Raw genomic sequence first — 17,349 nt, 5'->3', positions numbered from 1 at the left:
GTGCGGAGCGTGCCACACTGGTGGTGGTCCGGATGGGGCGATGCCGGATACGGGATCCGGGGTCCGGGACAGGAGCGTGCTGAACCTGGTGAGCACCATCAGAAACGATCACGAAGTGGCGCGTGACCTTGCGTTTGAGGCCGGTCAACGGTTGCTGCGGCTGCGGGAGCGCCACGGGTTCGACGAACCGGAAGTGCTGCGCACCCTGGGTGACCGGGTGTCGCACGAGTTTCTGTTCTCCGCACTGGGACGGCTGCGGCCCAGCGATCCGGTGCTGTCGGAGGAAGGGGTAGAGGATCCCCGGCGGTTCAGAGCACACCGCGTGTGGATTATCGACCCGTTGGACGGCACCCGGGAGTTCGGTGAGGCGGGCCGCACGGACTGGGCGGTGCACGTCGCACTGTGGGAGAACGGGGAGCTCGTCGCCGGTGCGGTGTCGCTGCCCGCACAGGGGAGCACGCTGTCTACGGTGGACCCGCCGTGGCTTCCGGAGGAGCGCCCCGCGGGGCAGCGGTTGCGGATCACGACGAGCCGGACCCGTCCGCCGGAGTTCGTGCGGCGGCTGGCGAACCAGTTGGGTGCCGAGCTGGTGCCGATGGGTTCGGCGGGCGCCAAGATCAGCGCGGTGATGCTGGGGATCGCCGATATCTACATCCACGCGGGCGGCCAGTACGAATGGGACAGTGCGGCTCCGGTCGCGGTGGCCCGGGCAGCTGGCCTGCACACGTCGCGCATTGACGGGAGCTCGTTGACCTACAACCGGCCAGACCCCTACCTGCCCGATATCCTAGTATGTCGATCGGAGTTGTCGGGTATGTTGTTGGCCAGTATCCGTAACGTAGCGGATATGGACAACGCGGGTCCACACACCTGAGCCTGAGGCCGGCGCCTCGGCTCGGGGGACGCAGCGAGCACGAGGCGGGTTTCATGAGTCAGGTCAGCGACGCCGTCGGACGGTACCAGCTTTCGCAACTCGACTTCCTCGAGGCCGAGGCGATCTTCATCATGCGTGAGGTCGCGGCCGAGTTCGAACGTCCGGTGCTGCTCTTCTCCGGTGGCAAAGACTCGGTGGTCATGCTGCGGATCGCCGAGAAGGCGTTCTGGCCCGCACCTATCCCGTTCCCGGTCATGCACGTGGACACCGGCCATAACTTCCCCGAGGTCATCGAGTTCCGCGACAAGCGGGTGGCCGAGCTGGGGGTACGGCTCATTGTGGCTTCGGTGCAGGACCTGATCGACGCGGGGAAGGTAGTGGAGCCCAAGGGCCGGTGGGCCAGCCGCAACCGGCTGCAGACGGCGGCTCTCCTCGAAGCGATCGAAAAGTACGGCTTCGACGCGGCGTTCGGCGGGGCGCGGCGCGACGAGGAGAAGGCACGGGCCAAGGAGCGGGTGTTCTCGTTCCGGGACGAGTTCGGCCAGTGGGACCCCAAGAACCAGCGGCCGGAGCTGTGGAACCTCTACAACACCCGCGTCCACCGAGGGGAGAACATCCGGGTCTTCCCCCTGTCCAACTGGACCGAGCTGGACGTGTGGCACTACATCCGCAGGGAAGGGCTTCGGCTGCCGTCGATCTACTTCGCGCACCGGCGCCGGGTGTTCGAACGGGACGGCATCCTGCTTCCGGACAGCCCGTACGTCACCCGGGACGAGGACGAGGAGGTGTTCGAAGCCTCTGTCCGCTACCGCACGGTGGGCGACATGACGTGTACCGGCGCGGTGCTCTCCACGGCGACCACACTCGACGAGGTGATCGCCGAGATCGCGGCGACGCGGATCACTGAGCGCGGACAGACCCGCGCAGACGACCGCGGGAGCGAGGCCGCGATGGAGGAGCGCAAACGCGAAGGCTACTTCTAGCCGTTCGTGTGTTCCCAGTCATCTGTCCGCGCCTACACATCTGGATCTACTGCCCATGGCTACTGACATTCTGCGGTTTGCGACGGCCGGTTCCGTTGACGACGGTAAGAGCACTCTGATCGGCCGACTGCTCTACGACACCAAGTCGATCCTGGAAGACCAGTACGAGGCGGTGAAACGCACCAGCCTCGCCCGGGGAGAGGACCAGGCCAACCTCGCCCTGCTCACCGACGGGCTGCGGGCCGAGCGGGAGCAGGGCATCACGATCGACGTGGCCTACCGGTACTTCGCGACTCCGCGGCGGACGTTCATCATCGCGGACACCCCCGGACACATCCAGTACACCCGCAACATGGTCACCGGCGCCTCCACCGCGGACCTGGCGGTGATCCTGGTGGACGCCCGCAAGGGGGTGCAGGAGCAGAGCCGCCGGCACGCCTTCCTCACCACGCTGCTGCAGGTCCCCCACCTGGTGCTTGCCGTCAACAAGATGGACCTGGTGGGCTACTCCCAGGAGCGCTTCGAAGAGATCAAAGCGGAGTTCACCGAGTTCGCCGCCAAACTCGACGTGCGGGACTTGGCGTTCATCCCGATCTCGGCGCTGCACGGCGACAACGTGGTGGAGCGGTCGGCCGCGATGCCGTGGTACGACGGTCCTTCCCTGCTCCAGCACTTGGAGACCGTGCACATCGCTTCGGACCGCAACCTCGTCGACGCGCGGTTCCCGGTGCAGTATGTGATCCGGCCGTACCGGGCGGACGACCCGGAGCTGCACGACTACCGCGGCTATGCCGGGCAGGTCACGAGCGGGGTGCTCAGGCCCGGGGACGAGGTGGTCCACCTCCCGTCGGGGATGGCCACGCGGATTCAGCGGATCGTCACCGCCGACGGGGACGTGGCCGAAGCGTTTCCCCCGATGTCGGTCACGCTGCTGCTCGAGGACGACATCGACATTTCGCGCGGGGACATGATCTGCCGCCCGCACAACCAGCCGACCGTCACCCAGGACTTGGACGCCATGGTGTGCTGGATGTCGGAAGGCCCGCCGCTCGCCCCGCGGACCAAGCTGCTGATCAAGCACACCACGCGCGTCGCCAAGGTCATGGTGCGCGACCTGCTGTACCGCATCGACACGACCACTTTGGAACGGGACGAGTCGGCGACGAGCCTCGCGCTCAACGAGATCGGCCGGGTCAAGCTGCGGGTCGCCCAGCCGCTCTTTGTCGACGAGTACCGGCGTAACCGGCTGACGGGCGGGTTCATCCTGATTGACGAGGGAACCAACGCCACCGTGGGCGCGGGGATGATCACTCAGGCCGGCTGACAGCGTCCTATCCTGCGGCGGGCGCCGCGGCGGGGCCGACGGAGGCTGCGCTGCGGCGCCGCGGTGTCTGCGGCGCTCATCCGCCGCGCTCCCAGGCCGGGGCGGGCGGTCGTGGGGCGGCACAGCAGTGCGGTGCGGGTCGCGGTGGTGACCCAGTCGTGGACTTCGACGGCGAGGGTGGGCACGCCGAAGAGGCGGGCGAAGAAGAGGAACGGGGTCTTCCGCGTTTCGGTGACGACGACCATGACCGGCCGGTACCGGGTGAAGACGCGGAGCGCCGTGAGGGTGGTGCGGGTCAGAGCGGCGGCGCGGTGGAATGCCGAGCGGGAGTGGGACGGCCGTGGATCAGCGGCCCTGGCGGCGGCGTCGGCAGTGCGCAGGGTGATCCAGAATCGTTCGTTCCTGTGCCACCAGGGGCGCGGGGGCCACAATTGTGCGGGGTAGCCGCTGCTGGCTGCGACAAGGAGGACAGGGGACACGGTCATGACCCCATCATGACATAACTATTAGTCACTCTGTTGTGACTTTTAGTATCGAAATGCTGGTTGTGGAAGTGTGATGACGGTCCGGCTGACGCAGGTCCGGACAGCGCCTAACGTGGGGGCATGCGTCTGACCACCTTCACTGATCTGTCGCTGCGCATCGTGATGCGTCTCGCTGTTGCTGGGGAGGAGACGCTCACCACGCGTTCAGTGGCGGGCATGTTGGCCGTGCCCTACACCCACGCCGCCAAGGCGGTGGCGCGGCTGAGCGAGATGGGGCTGGTGGAGGCGCGGCGCGGACGCGGTGGCGGGTTGCGGCTCACCCCGGCGGGGCGGGCGGCAACGGTTGGTTCGATCGTCCGGGAGCTTGAGGGCAGCAAGGACGTGGTGGCGTGCGAGGACGATCCGCCCTGCCCGTTGCGTGCGGCCTGCCGTCTGCGCGGGGAGCTGCGGCGGGCGCAGGAAGCGTTCTTCGCTGCCTTGGATGAGGTGACGGTCGAATCGCTTGTGGCGAGCCCCACAGGCCCGATCCTGGTGCAACTGCGAGCGCCAGAACGTCCGCAAAACAGCTCTGAACTGGAAAAACAGTGATGTGCCCTTAAGTGGGGGGTCAGTGGGGGTCCCGTATACCCCTCTTTAATATGCATCCAGGATGCAAATTAACGGGGGTTTCGGCTCCCCAACCCTTTGGAGGGTGCATGCTGTCAACCCAGTCCGCCGACATCGTCCGCGCCACGCTGCCGGTCGTCGGGGCCCACCTCGACGAGATCACCTCCCGCTTCTACTCGACGATGTTCTCCGAGCGCCCCGAACTCCTCGACGGCCTGTTCAACCGGGGAAACCAGGCCAACGGGGAACAGCGCCGGGCCCTCGCCGGATCCATCGCCGGATTCGCTAGCGCACTCCTCGCCAACCCCGACGAACGCCCCGACGCGCTGCTCGCCCGCATCGCGCACAAGCACGCCGCCGTCGCGGTCACCGACGACCAGTACGTCATCGTGCACAAATACCTGTTCGGGGCGATCGCCGACGTCCTCGGCGACGCAGCCACCCCCGAAGTCATCGCCGCCTGGGACGAGGTGTACTGGCTCATGGGCGGCGCGCTGATCGCGCTCGAAGCCCGCCTCTACGCGGAGAAGAACGCCGACAACGGCCGCACCTGGCGGGAATGGACCATCGTGGACCGCCGCGAAGAGACCCCCGACGTGTTCTCCCTCGTCCTGCGGCCCAGCGACGGCGGCCCCCTCCCCGAAGCGCGGCCCGGCCAATACGTCAGCGTGCTCCACCGCATGCCGGACGGTATCCGTCAGATCCGCCAGTACTCCATCTCCGGCGGCGACGAGCACACCCGGCGCATCACCATCAAACGGGTCCGCGGCACAGAACACACCCCTGAAGGGGAGATGTCCGCCCTGCTGTATGCAACCGCCAAAGCAGGGGACACCCTCACCGTCTCCGCCCCCTTCGGAGACGTCGTCCTCACCGACAGCGACCGGCCGCTCGTGTTCGCCACCGCGGGAATCGGCTGCACTCCCATCGTCGGCATGCTCAACTACCTCGCCGCCACCGGCGCCACCCGGCGGATCCTGGCCCTGCACGCCGACCGCTCCCGCGCCGAGCACGCGCTGTGGCAGGAAACCTCCACCCTGATCGCGCGCCTGCCCCACGCCCAGTACGTCGTCTGGTACGAGGAAGGAGACGGCGGCCTGCCCGGGCAGATGGACCTCACCGGGCTGGAGATCCCCGCGGACGCCGAGGTCTACCTGTGCGGACCGCTGCCCTTCATGCGGGAGATCCGCGCCCAGTTCCTCGCCGCCGGAGTGCCCGCCAAGGACATCCACTACGAAGTGTTCGGCCCGGACCTGTGGCTGCCCGCTGACTGACCCCGCTCCCCGGCACACCCGTCGTCTGCGCAGGTCAACCAGTCTGCGCAGACGACATCGGCGTGCAAGGACGCAGACCGCGCCCCCGCACCAGGGCCCGGCCCGGCAGCTTTGCGGGGACGACGGTCACTCCTGCGGCGGCTTCCGCTGCGGTTCGAAGATCGCCTCCACCAGTTCGGTGCACCACGTCAACAGTTCGCGGTCACGCAACTGCTTGCCGCCGAGCCCACCAGACTTGGGCACCGGGACCATCAGAGTCCGCGTCGCGGCCTTCACCACCGCCTTGGGGTAGAGCCGACGCAGCCGCAACTGCTGGGATTCGCGCAGCTCCACCGGGGCGAACCGGATCTGCGTGCCCTGCAGCACCACGTCGGTCAGCCCAGCACTGCGGGCCAGCACCCGGAACCGCGCCACCGCCAGCAGGTTGTCCACCGGCTGCGGGGGTTCGCCGTAGCGGTCGAGCAGCTCCTCGCGGATTGCCGCGATGTCGTCCTCGCTCGCGACCTCGGCGATCCTCCGGTAAGCCTCCAGCCGCAGCCGCTCACCCGGCACATAGTCGTGCGGGATGTGCGCGTTGATCGGCAGCTCGACCTTGGTCTCGACCTCTTGGGCCGCGCTCTGGTCGCCCTTGAGCTCCCGCACCGCCTCGCCGACCATGCGCACGTACAGGTCGAAACCGACCCCCGCAATGCTCCCGGACTGCTCGGTGCCCAGGATGTTGCCGGCGCCGCGGATCTCCAAGTCCTTCATCGCCACGTACATGCCCGCACCGCTCTCCGTGTGCTGGGCGACCGTGGCCAGCCGCTCGTGCGCGGTCTCCGTGAGCGGCTTGTCCGGCGGGTACAGGAAGTAGGCGTAGGCGCGCTCCCGGCCGCGGCCCACCCGGCCGCGCAACTGGTGCAACTGGGCCAGCCCGTAGGTGTCGGCGCGGTCCACGATCAACGTGTTGGCGTTGGGCACGTCCAGCCCGGATTCCACGATCGTGGTGCAGACCAGGACGTCGAACTTCTTCTCCCAGAAGTCGACCATGACCCGTTCGAGCTGGTGCTCGTTCATCTGCCCGTGGGCCCAGGCCACCCGCGCCTCAGGCACCAGGCGGCTCACCGTGGCGGCGGCCCGTTCTATCGACGCCACCCGGTTGTGCACGAAGAACACCTGGCCTTCGCGCATCAGCTCCCGGCGGATGGCCGCGGCAATCTGCTTTTCGTCGTAGGGGCCCACAAACGTGAGGACCGGGTGCCGCTCCTCCGGCGGAGTGAGGATCGTGGTCATCTCCCGGATCCCGGTCAACCCCATCTCCAAGGTGCGGGGGATGGGAGTGGCCGACATCGAGAGGACGTCCACCTGGGTGCGCAGCCGCTTCAACGCCTCCTTGTGCTCCACGCCGAAGCGCTGCTCCTCGTCGATGATCACCAGGCCCAAGTCTTTGAACTGGGTCTCCGGGGAGAGCAGCCGGTGGGTGCCGATGACCACGTCGACTTCCCCGGTGCGCATGCCTTCGCGGATGCGTTCGATCTCGGCGTCGCTCTGGAACCGCGACAGCGGGCGGACCGTCACCGGGAACGAGGCGTAGCGCTCCGTGAACGTGGACAGGTGCTGCTGGACCAGCAGGGTCGTGGGCACCAGCACCGCCACCTGCTTGCCGTCCTGCACCGCTTTGAAAGCCGCGCGCACGGCGACCTCGGTTTTGCCGTAGCCGACGTCGCCGCAGATGAGCCGGTCCATCGGCACCGGCTTCTCCATGTCGCGCTTGACCTCTTCAATCGCGGCGAGCTGGTCGGGGGTCTCCACGTAGGGGAAGGCGTCCTCCAACTCCCGCTGCCACGGGGTGTCCGGGGAGAACGCGTGCCCGGGGGAGGCGTGGCGGGCCGAGTACAAGCGGATCAGGTCCCCGGCGATCTCCCGGACGGCCTTGCGTGCCCGGCTCTTCGCCTTCGCCCAGTCGGAGCCGCCCATCTTCGACAGGGTGGGGGAGTCCCCGCCGACATAGCGGGTCACCTCGTCGAGCTGGTCGGTCGGCACGAACAGGCGGTCCCCCGGCTGTCCGCGTTTGGACGGCGCATATTCGATGACCAGGTACTCGCGCGTGGCGCCCTGGATCGTCCGGCTCACCATTTCGACGTAGCGGCCGATCCCGTGCTGTTCATGCACCACGTAGTCGCCGGGTTTGAGCTGGAGCGGGTCGACACCGCGGCGGCGGCTCGGCATCCGCCGCATGTCGCGGGTGGAGGACCGCTGCCCCACCAGGTCGGTCTCGGTGAGCAGCACGGTGCGGACCGACCGCCACACGAAACCGTGCTCGAGCAGCCCGGTGGTGACCGTAGCCACCGCGGGCTCCGGCGGCTCCGGCAGCGCGTCCCGCAACTGCGTGCCCAGCCCGGCGTCCCGCAGCATGGACGCGAGCCGCTCCGCCGGCCCCTGTCCGGGGGTGAGCAGCACGACCCGCCAGCCTTCGTGCAGCCACGACTTGACGTCGGCGATCGCCCGCTCGGTGTCCCCCCGGTAGGCGTCGGTAGCTGAGGCGCCGACCACCACCGAGTGGTCGTCTTCAGCTGCGGCAGGGTTGCCCGGGTCGAAGGGGGTGACGGTCCACCACGGCAGTCCCAGCTCCCGGGCCCGCGAGCGCAGCTCGGCGATCGACTGGTAGGCGGACGCGCCGAGGTCGATGGGCGCCTCCCCGCCGGAAGCAGCGTTGATCCAGGAGGCTTCGAGGAACTCCTGGCTGGTCGCGACCAGCTCCTGGGCCCGGGTGCGGATCCGCTCCGGGTCGCAGCCCACGATGTGGGTGCCCGGCGGCAGCAGGTCGAGGAGCAGCTCCATCCGGTCCGCGAGCACCGGTGCGAACGCTTCCATGCCTTCGACCGCCACCCCGTCCGCCAGCTTCGTCAGGATGTCGGCAAGCGCCGGGTACTCGGCGGCCAGGGCCCGGGCGCGCTTCCGCACCGTGTCGGTGAGCAGCAGCTCCCGGCAGGGCGGGGCGAACAGGCCGGCTTCGGCTGCTCCGGGCTTGGAGATGGAACGCTGGTCAGCGACCTGGAAGTAGCGGATCTCCTCAACAGTGTCGCCCCAGAATTCCAACCGCAGGGGGTGCTCTTCGGTGGGCGGGAACACGTCGAGAATGCCGCCGCGCACCGCGATGTCCCCGCGCTTCTCCACCAGGTCGACCCGCGAATAGCCGATGTCGACCAGCGACTGGACGAGCTCGTCCAGCGCCACCGAGTCGCCTTCCCGCACACGCACCGGCTGGAGGTCACCCAGCCCGGAGACCAGCGGCTGCAGCACGGACCGGATGGGGGCGACCACGACCCGCAGCGGTGCGGTGAGCGGATCGTCGGGATCCGGGTGGGTCAGGCGGCGCAGGACCGCCAACCGCTGCCCCACCGTGTCGGAGCGGGGGGAGAGGCGCTCGTGCGGCAGGGTCTCCCACGCGGGGAACAGCGCCACCGAGTCGGCCGGCAGCAGCGACCCCAGGGCACTGTTCAGATCAGCGGCCTCACGCTCCGTGGCGGTCAGCGCCAGCACGGGACGTCCCGCTCCCACCGGAGCGTCGGCCGCGAGGCCAGCCACGATCAACGGGCGCACCGACGGCGGCGCGACAAGGTCGAGGAGGGGATCGTGGCCGTTGCGTGCGGTCTCGATCGCTCGCTTCAGGGCTGGGTCGCCGGTGACGACAGAGAGAAGTCCATTAAGGCTCATATCACCAGGTGGGGCGTGTGACGATGGACGGCCCGCTCGCAATGGGCGCAGAACGTGAGGCATAGTCGGGATTCCCCGATACAGCCTACGCGGGGCGGTGCGCCGGCCGCATCGGAAATCCACGGACCTGTGGACGGGGCAGCAGTCGCGAGTGAGGCCCGCGGTTGTCCGCTCCCCAGGGAAACGCCAGGATAAACCGGGATGTTCCCCGAAGAGGTCGCGGTACGGCCTTAAAGCACCGGACGGGGAGTGGCGAAGGCCACGTATCCACAGGCCTTCCCCAGCCTAGAGGCACTCCGTCCATCCGCCCCTAGGCTGAGGCGGAAAATCCGTTCGATCAGGGAGCGACGATGACCCAGCCGACCGGAGGACGCGCCGTATTCACCCCGGGGCCGCAAGGACTGGCCCACCTGGAGCTGCTGCTCTCCGGAGTCTGTCCGCTCCCGGGTTTCATGGCGCAAGCCGAGGCCGCGGAGCTCGACCGGCCGGGGCCTCCTCCGGCGGGAGCGGCGTGGCCGGTTCCGGTCACGCTGACCGTCCCCGAAACGCTGGCCGACGTGCGCGAGCTGGTGCTGGCCGATCCCGAGGGGGCACCGCTCGCGGAGCTCACCGTCACCGAGTCCTTCCGGGACGGGACGGTCCGCCTGGCCGGGCCGATCCGGCCCGCAGCCCCGCCCGCCTACGGCTCGCACCGCTCCCTGCGTGCCACCGCGGCAGACGTGCGGTCCGCGCGGGACGAGCGCCGACCGCTGCTGGCTGTTGTCACCGACCGGCCGCTCCACCACCGGGCCCTCGCCCAGATCCGGGCCGCCCTCGCCACCCTGGGCGACGCCGACCTGCTGGTCCTCGTAGACACGCCGCTTGACGGGGAAGGCGCGGCTACCGTGGTCCTCGCCGCCCGCCCCTGCCTGCCGGAGCACACCCGGTTCGCGGTCCTCACCCTGCCCACCGCACCTGCCGACGGCGCCCCCGAATGGTCCGCGGAGCGGCGGGGCCTGCTCGCCGCCCACGTCGCCGCCGCCTACGGCGCCACCCACCTCATGCTCGAGGGGGTGGGCGAACTCCCCGGCACTGCCGCAGAGCTCCCCGTGAAACCGGTGGCCGCTACCGAGTGGGTGTACGACACCGTCCACGAGCGGTGGCGGCCCGCCGACGAGGTTCCTCCCGCCCAGGCCCGCCCGGAATGGGACACCGCCGCCGTCGACGAGGCCCTCGCCCAGGGGACGCCGCTTCCCGCCTGGCTCACCCCGGAACCGGTGGCCGCCGCACTCGCCCGGACCCGCCCGGCCCGGACCCGCCGCGGACTCGTCCTCTTCTTCACCGGGCTCTCCGGCTCCGGCAAGTCCACGGTGGCGCGCGGAGTGGCCGAGCAGATCCGCCAGGCCGGGCGCACGGTCACCCTGCTCGACGGCGATGTGGTGCGCCGCCTGCTGTCCGCTGGTCTGACGTTCTCCCGGGCCGACCGCGACCTCAACATCCGCCGGATCGGATACGTGGCCGCAGAGATCGCCCGGCACGGCGGGGTCGCGGTGTGCGCCCCCATCGCACCGTATGCGGCCACCCGTGCCGAAGTGCGGCGCATGGCGGAAGAGACAGGGGACTTCTTCCTCGTCTACGTGGCCACCCCGCTCGAAGTGTGCGAGGCCCGCGACCGCAAAGGGCTCTACGCGAAAGCGCGCGCCGGGGAGATCCCCGCGTTCACCGGGATTTCCGACCCCTATGAGCCCCCGGAGGACGCGGACCTGGTCCTCGACACGTCCACGGAAAGCGAGGAGGAGTCGGTGGCGCGCGTGGTGGCTGCGCTCCGCGCCGGCGGCTGGCTGCCGCGCTGACCGCCCGCGTGGGCCGCCCCACCCGCGGCGGCCTCCACAATGGGGGTATGAGCGAGCACAACGGCACTCCCCAGGGCCATCGGCTGATCGCGCTGGTGGAGGTCATGGACACCCTGCGACGCGAATGCCCCTGGGACTCCGAGCAGACTCACGAGTCGCTCGCCAAGTACCTCATCGAGGAGGCCTACGAAACCGTCGAAACGATCGAACGGGGCGACTACGACACTCTCGCCGAGGAACTGGGCGACGTCCTCCTCCAGGTGGTGTTCCACGCTCGGGTGGCCGCCGAGCGCGGCCCGGACGGGTTCACGATCGACGACGTGGCCGACGCCATCATCGACAAACTGGTCCGCCGCCACCCGCACGTTTTCTCCACCACGAAAGTGGCGGGTGCCGACGAGGTCCGCGCCAACTGGGAGGCGATCAAAGCCGCCGAGCGGGAGGCGAAAGGCGAACAGGCCGACGTGTCCATGCTGGCCGGGGTGCCGTTCGGGCAGCCCGCCGCGCTGCTCGCCTACGAGCTGCAGAAGCGTGCCGCCCGCAACGGTGTGCCTGAAGACCTGATCGGGGACGACGGCGAACCCGGTGGGGCGCTGTTCGCGGCGGTAGCGGACGAGCGGCGCCGTTCCGCCGACCCGGAGATGGACCTGCGTGCCGCGGCCCGCCGGTTCGATGCCCGGGTGCGGGCCGTGGAAGAAGCGGCCCGGGCAGATGGGGTGGATCCGCGGAAGCTCACTCCTGATCAGTGGCGCTCTTATTGGAAGCAGTCGGAGGGGGCGTCGGGCTGACGGCAGAGCGCGGCAGTTCCATGGTGGCCGTGTCGTCGTGGCAGCGGGAGACGGCGGCACGGCGGACCTCACTGCTCACCCGTAGCCACAGGCCGAGCATGATCCAGGTCGTCACCAGGGAGGAGCCGCCGACCGACAGCAGCGGGGTAGTCATACCACTCAGCGGAATCAGCAGCGTGACCCCGCCGACGACAACAAACACTTGGAACGCCCAGAGGAACGCGAACCCGGTGGTCATCAGTTTGACGAAGGTGTCCCGGGCGGCCAGCGCGACCCGGAAGGCGCGTTCCACCAGCAGCAGGGTCACCAGCAGCACCGCGGCGACCCCGGCCAGCCCGAACTTCTCTCCCACCGACACCATGATCAGGTCGCTGTCGGAGGCGAAGAGGGTAGCGGCGCGCCCTTGGCCGAACCCGAGGCCGAACAGTCCTCCGTCAGCGAGCGCGAACAGTCCCTCCACCACTTGGGCGCTGCCTTGCGGTGCGTAGTAGACGCCGGGGTCGAACGCGTGCAGCCAGATCGTCACCCGCTGGCGGACATGCCAGAAAAGCAGGTAGGCGACGTAAGCCCCGGCGAGGAACATGGCCACGCCGATCCCGACCCAGGATTTGCGCAGGGTGGCGGTGTAGAGCATCGCCAGGAACACGGTGAACAGCAGCAGTGACGTGCCGAGGTCTTTGGTGCCGACGAGGATGAGGATGGCGATGCCCCACGCCGCGGTCATCGGGCCCATGTCGCGCATCCGCGGCACGCTGAAGATCTTGACGCCGCGCACGGTGATCTGGGCGGCGGCCAGCGCGAGGATGTCGCGTTTCATGCCGAGGTAGGCGGCGAGGAAGAGCACCAGCGGGATCTTGGCGAACTCTGAGGGCTGCACGGTGAAGCCGTTGAAGGACAGCCAGCGGCGGGAGCCGTACTGGTCGAGGCCGATCACGGGCAGCATGGGCGAGGCGAGCAGGACCAGCCCGGCCAGCGCCATCAGGTAGGGGTAGCGCTGCAGGCGCTGCGGGTGGCGGACCAGCAGCACTGTGGTCAGACAACCGAGCTGTCCCAGCCCGGTCCACAGGAGTTGCCGGAATGCGGCAGTGGGCGGGTCGCCGGCTTCGGCGTGCAGCCCCCAGATGACGATGAAGCCGATCCCGTTGAGGAGGACCGCGAGCGGCAGGATCAGGGGGTCGGCCCAGGGGGCGCAGAACCGCAGGGCTACGTGCACGGCGAGTGCACTGCCGCCGAGGACTGCGGTGGCCAGCCACAGCAGGTCGGGCACCTGTGCGTGCAGTTGGAGCCCGGTCAGGCACAGGCCGGTGGCGAATACGGTGAGCGCCACGGCGAGCATGGCGAGCTCGATGGTGTGCCGCCGCCTAAGGCGGGGCGCGGTCGTATAGGTCATGTCCCGCCTCGAAAGGTCTGTGCGGCGGCACAGTGGACATAGCGAACTATAAGCGGACCCCTGCCAGGGTGCGGTGAGGCGGGTAGCACGTCGCTGCAGGTGGCTGAAGGGACACGGGAGGGCCGTGCCACCCGTGTGTTTCGCGGGTTCTGTGGGTATCGAGGAGACCACAGGGCGCGGCAGCACAGGGGTGTCCCAGCCGTGCGACGTGAGGTGCGTCTCACAACCGTGAAAGGGGATATCCCGGATGATCAGGGGTTTGAGAGAAATGGACTAAACCAATCCGTGTCGTGGGGGAGACGTGGCGGTACCCGGATCGGTAGGCTCTGGGTGGTTCGCGTGGTGACCCGGGACACTTTTTGGGCACTGTGCGACTGATGTCTACCCCACCGGCCGGGTCTCGGACAGCGCAGTGCGCGGGACCGACCGGGACCACGCACAGACGCGAGGAAATGGAGTACTACGTTGGCGTCGATCGAGGCAGTACACGCACGGGAGATTCTCGACTCCCGCGGTAACCCGACGGTCGAGGTCGAGGTCGCACTCGACGACGGGACGATTGCCCGGGCGGCTGTCCCCAGTGGCGCGTCCACCGGTCAGTTCGAAGCGGTCGAACTGCGCGATGGTGGCGACCGTTACGGCGGTAAGGGCGTGGAGAAGGCCGTCGCCGCGGTCAACGAGGAAATCTCCGAACAGATCGTGGGTTACGAGGCCGAGGAGCAGCGGCTCGTCGACAGCGCCCTGATCACCCTGGACGGTACCCCCGACAAGTCGCGCCTGGGCGCCAACGCCATCCTGGGTGTCTCCCTGGCGGTGGCCAAGGCGGCCGCGGAGAGCGCGGACCTGCCGCTCTTCCGCTACCTGGGCGGCCCGAACGCCCACGTGCTGCCGGTGCCGATGATGAACATCCTCAACGGGGGTGCGCACGCGGACACCAACGTCGACATCCAGGAGTTCATGATCGCCCCCATCGGGGCGGAGAGCTTCCGGGAGGCGCTGCGCTGGGGCGCGGAGGTCTACCACTCGCTCAAGGCGGTGCTCAAAGCCCACGGCCTGGCCACCGGTGTCGGTGACGAGGGCGGGTTCGCGCCCAACCTGGACAGCAACCGCGCCGCGCTCGACCTGATCAGCGAAGCCATCACGAAGGCGGGCTTCACGCTGGGCCAGGACATCGCCCTGGCCTTGGACGTGGCCGCCACCGAGTTCTACGCGGACGGCGCCTACCAGTTCGAGGGCTCCAGCCGCAGCGCGGAGGAGATGGCCGCCTACTACACCGAGCTGGTCGAGTCCTACCCGCTGGTGTCGATCGAGGACCCGCTCAGCGAGGAAGACTGGGCCGGGTGGAAGGCGCTCACCGAGTCCCTCGGCGACCGGCTGCAACTGGTCGGCGACGACCTGTTCGTCACCAACCCGGAGCGGCTGCAGCGCGGTATCGACGAGGGCGCTGCCAACTCGCTGCTGGTCAAGGTGAACCAGATCGGTACGCTCAGCGAGACTTTGGACGCGGTGTCGCTGGCGCAGCGCAACCGGTACACCGCGATGATCAGCCACCGGTCTGGTGAGACCGAGGACACCACGATCGCCGACATCGCGGTGGCGACGAACTCGGGGCAGATCAAGACGGGTGCCCCGGCGCGCAGCGAGCGGGTCGCCAAGTACAACCAGCTGCTGCGGATCGAAGAAGAGCTCGACGACGCAGCCGTCTACGCCGGAGCCAACGCGTTCCCGCGTTTCGCGCGACAGGGCTGATCCCGTGGTGAAGGTGCCGGACCCGTCCAGTGGCCGCCGTCCGCGTACGACGGGGGGCTCACCGTCCGGTGCCTCGAAACCGTCGAAGGCCGCCGGGAAGAAGTCCCCCGGCGGCCGGACCCGGCCCGCGGCCGCCGCGGCGTCCCGCGGCCGCCGCACCGCCGCTCAGGCGAGCAGCAGGCCGGCGTTGACCAGCCGGGCCGCAGTCCTTGCGCTGCTGGTCTGCGTGATCGCACTGAGCCTGGCTTATCCGCTGCGCGAGTACATTGCCCAGCGGGCGCGGATCGCCCAGTTGAAAGAGGAGCGGGCGCGGATCCAGGAGTCGGTTGCGGAGCTGACCGCGCGCTACGAGGAGCTCCAAGACCCCGCCTACATCGAGCGGGAAGCGCGTTCGCGGCTGCACTACCAGTACCCGGGCGAGCAGACCTACATCATCATCGGCGGCACCCCGGAAGAGGAGGCCGTGCCGGAGCGCAGCCCGTCCAACCCGTGGTTTGTCGAACTGTGGGATTCGGTGGCGGAAGCCGACCAGCCGCAAGGCTGAACGCCGCAGTACCGGGCCGGGAGGAACGCGGGAGGCCACGACGGGAGTAGGCTGAGTGGACCATGAACTCCGCAGACCAGCTTCCCGCCCGGCGAGTCAGCGCCGAGGATGTCGAGATCATCCGGCAGCAGTTGGGACGGCCGCCCCGGGCCGTGTACGAGGTGGCGCACCGGTGCCCGTGCGGGCTTCCCGATGTGGTGCGCACCGCTCCCCGGCTGGCGGACGGGTCTCCTTTCCCCACCTTGTACTACTTGACGTGTCCCCGCGCGGCCTCCGCGATCGGCCGGTTGGAGAGCAGCGGGCTGATGCGGGAGATGACGGAGCGGCTGCAGCACGACGCCGAGCTGCGGGCCGCCTACACCAGGGCGCACGAGTCCTATCTGGCGGAGCGTGCCGCGCTCGCGGAGAAGCTGGGGCTCGAACCGCTGCCCAAGGGGATGCAGAGCGCGGGCGGTATGCCTAAGCGTGTCAAATGCCTGCATGCGCTGGTCGCGCACGAACTTGCCGTTCCCGGGAGCAACCCGCTGGGCCGGGAGGCGCTGGACCAGCTTCCCCCGTGGTGGGACCGGGGGCCGTGCGTGTGCAGTGACCGTAGCGAGAAGACCGAGAGGAACGGCAAGGACCAGTGAGAACGGTCGCGGCCATCGATTGCGGAACCAACTCCCTCCGACTGCTCGTCGCTGGAGTGCTGGACGCGGACGGTGAGGACATCCAGTTGCTGGACGTGGACCGCCGTATGGAGGTGGTCCGGCTCGGCCAGGGGGTGGACCGCACTGGCATGTTCGCCCCGGAGGCGTTGCAGCGCACGTTCGACGTGCTCCGCGACTACGTGGACGTGATGCGCGGCTACGGGGTCCAGCTCAGCCCGGATTCGGTGCGCATGGTGGCGACCAGCGCGACCCGGGACGCTGCCAACCGGGACGAGTTTGTCTCGGGTGTGCGCAAGATCCTCGGCGTGGAGCCTGAGGTGATCAGCGGCGAGGAGGAGGCCGAGCTGTCTTTCGTGGGGGCGACCGCGGAGCTGGAAGCGATGGGGGAGGGCTCCGGGCTGCACCGCCCCTACCTGGTCGTGGACGTCGGCGGGGGGTCCACCGAGTTTGTGCTGGGCCACACCGGGGATGCCGGGGCGAGCGCGGTCCGCGCCCAGTGCTCGGTCAACATCGGCTGCGTGCGGATGACGGAGCGGCACTTCCACGCTGATCCGCCCACGGCGGAGCAGGTTGCGGCGGCGACCGCCGACATCGAAGCAGCGTTGGACCAGGCCGCGGCGGTGGTGCCGCTGGGGGAGGCCGCGACCGTGGTGTGCGTGGCGGGAACAGCGACCACGCTGGCCGGGATCGCGCAAGGGCTTCCCGCCTACGACCCGGAGCGGATCCACCACGCCCGGGTGCCGGTGGAGCGGCTCCGTGAGATCACCGCTGAGCTGTTGGCGATGCCGCACGAGCAGCGGGCCGCGATCGGGGTGATGCATCCGGGCCGGGTGGATGTGATCGGCGCGGGTTCGCTCATCGTGGAGCGGGTGCTGGCCCGGACGGGGGCGGCGGAGTTCGTCGCCAGTGAGCACGACATCTTGGACGGCATCGCGTGGAGTCTGGCCGTGGAGGCCCCGGCTAGCGCGTGAGGTGCGGTGCACCGGGCCCGGTTTCCGCGGGTGACCAGGGGATTTCGTCAGGTCAACCGTCCTGGGATCCGTGAACCGGGTCACGCCGCACCAGGCTTGTGAAAGCATTCACATATATCCTGACCTGCGGAAACGCTGCTCTAGGGTGGTTTATTCTGGTTTAAACCTTTCCAATCTGTTCCT

At 69.0% G+C, this 17,349-nt stretch carries 14 protein-coding genes; 11 read left to right on the top strand and 3 right to left on the bottom strand.

Annotated features, from left to right (window positions below; genetic code table 11):
* Positions 1-88: 88 nt before the first annotated feature.
* Genes TF1_RS11335 through cysN form a run of 3 tightly spaced genes read left to right on the top strand, consistent with a single transcriptional unit; the run spans position 89 to position 3,181 of the window.
* Complete coding sequence (locus TF1_RS11335; protein WP_038043217.1) at positions 89-874, top strand: 3'(2'),5'-bisphosphate nucleotidase CysQ; 786 nt, start codon at positions 89-91, stop codon at positions 872-874.
* A 53-nt stretch (positions 875-927) separates the two neighbouring features.
* Positions 928-1,857: a sulfate adenylyltransferase subunit CysD gene (gene cysD, locus TF1_RS11330; RefSeq protein ID WP_011290866.1), complete on the top strand. Its 930-nt coding sequence runs from the start codon at positions 928-930 to the stop codon at positions 1,855-1,857.
* Between the two features lie 55 nt (positions 1,858-1,912).
* On the top strand, positions 1,913-3,181 hold the full coding sequence (cysN, locus tag TF1_RS11325) for a sulfate adenylyltransferase subunit CysN (RefSeq protein WP_011290867.1): 1,269 nt from the start codon (positions 1,913-1,915) through the stop codon (positions 3,179-3,181).
* Here the strand turns inward: cysN and TF1_RS11320 are convergent.
* The gene (locus TF1_RS11320; protein WP_016188168.1) at positions 3,169-3,666 is read right to left on the bottom strand and encodes a hypothetical protein; all 498 of its coding nucleotides are present in this window, start codon (positions 3,664-3,666) and stop codon (positions 3,169-3,171) included. The two genes, cysN and TF1_RS11320, sit on opposite strands and share 13 nt — an antisense overlap.
* A 120-nt stretch (positions 3,667-3,786) precedes the next feature.
* Here TF1_RS11320 and TF1_RS11315 point away from each other — a divergent pair, with 120 nt between their 5' ends.
* Both TF1_RS11315 and TF1_RS11310 read left to right on the top strand, forming a co-directional pair.
* Complete coding sequence (locus TF1_RS11315) at positions 3,787-4,254, top strand: RrF2 family transcriptional regulator (protein WP_011290869.1); 468 nt, start codon at positions 3,787-3,789, stop codon at positions 4,252-4,254.
* A 107-nt stretch (positions 4,255-4,361) separates the two neighbouring features.
* Positions 4,362-5,546 (top strand): globin domain-containing protein, encoded by a 1,185-nt coding sequence (locus tag TF1_RS11310; RefSeq protein WP_016188169.1) that lies wholly within the window; start codon positions 4,362-4,364, stop codon positions 5,544-5,546.
* A 126-nt stretch (positions 5,547-5,672) separates the two neighbouring features.
* Here the strand turns inward: TF1_RS11310 and mfd are convergent, their stop codons facing one another.
* Positions 5,673-9,242, bottom strand: coding sequence for a transcription-repair coupling factor (gene mfd, locus TF1_RS11305; protein WP_016188170.1), 3,570 nt, complete (start codon positions 9,240-9,242; stop codon positions 5,673-5,675).
* 350 nt (positions 9,243-9,592) lie between these two features.
* Between mfd and cysC the strand changes: the two genes are divergently transcribed.
* Both cysC and mazG read left to right on the top strand, forming a co-directional pair.
* Positions 9,593-11,074, top strand: a complete 1,482-nt coding sequence (gene cysC, locus TF1_RS11300) for an adenylyl-sulfate kinase (protein WP_011290872.1) — start codon at positions 9,593-9,595, stop codon at positions 11,072-11,074.
* 47 nt (positions 11,075-11,121) lie between these two features.
* On the top strand, positions 11,122-11,862 hold the full coding sequence (mazG, locus tag TF1_RS11295; RefSeq protein ID WP_011290873.1) for a nucleoside triphosphate pyrophosphohydrolase: 741 nt from the start codon (positions 11,122-11,124) through the stop codon (positions 11,860-11,862).
* Here mazG and TF1_RS11290 read toward each other — a convergent pair.
* Complete coding sequence (locus TF1_RS11290; RefSeq protein WP_011290874.1) at positions 11,807-13,252, bottom strand: FtsW/RodA/SpoVE family cell cycle protein; 1,446 nt, start codon at positions 13,250-13,252, stop codon at positions 11,807-11,809. The genes mazG and TF1_RS11290 overlap by 56 nt on opposite strands.
* Before the next feature lie 465 nt (positions 13,253-13,717).
* Here TF1_RS11290 and eno point away from each other — a divergent pair, with 465 nt between their 5' ends.
* The 4 genes from eno (at position 13,718) to TF1_RS11270 (ending at position 17,166) form a co-directional block, all read left to right on the top strand.
* A complete protein-coding gene (eno, locus tag TF1_RS11285; RefSeq protein ID WP_011290875.1) occupies positions 13,718-15,001 on the top strand; it encodes a phosphopyruvate hydratase in 1,284 nt (427 codons plus the stop codon).
* Between the two features lie 4 nt (positions 15,002-15,005).
* Positions 15,006-15,545: an FtsB family cell division protein gene (locus TF1_RS11280; RefSeq protein ID WP_011290876.1), complete on the top strand. Its 540-nt coding sequence runs from the start codon at positions 15,006-15,008 to the stop codon at positions 15,543-15,545.
* A 62-nt stretch (positions 15,546-15,607) separates the two neighbouring features.
* Positions 15,608-16,174 (top strand): DUF501 domain-containing protein, encoded by a 567-nt coding sequence (locus tag TF1_RS11275; protein WP_011290877.1) that lies wholly within the window; start codon positions 15,608-15,610, stop codon positions 16,172-16,174.
* Complete coding sequence (locus TF1_RS11270; RefSeq protein WP_011290878.1) at positions 16,171-17,166, top strand: Ppx/GppA phosphatase family protein; 996 nt, start codon at positions 16,171-16,173, stop codon at positions 17,164-17,166. The genes TF1_RS11275 and TF1_RS11270 overlap by 4 nt, the downstream gene beginning before the upstream one ends.
* Positions 17,167-17,349: the final 183 nt, after the last annotated feature.

Source organism: Thermobifida fusca NBRC 14071 = JCM 3263 (genome assembly GCF_001592045.1).
Taxonomy (GTDB): domain Bacteria; phylum Actinomycetota; class Actinomycetes; order Streptosporangiales; family Streptosporangiaceae; genus Thermobifida; species Thermobifida fusca.
This window is presented reverse-complemented; position numbering and strand designations above follow the sequence as displayed.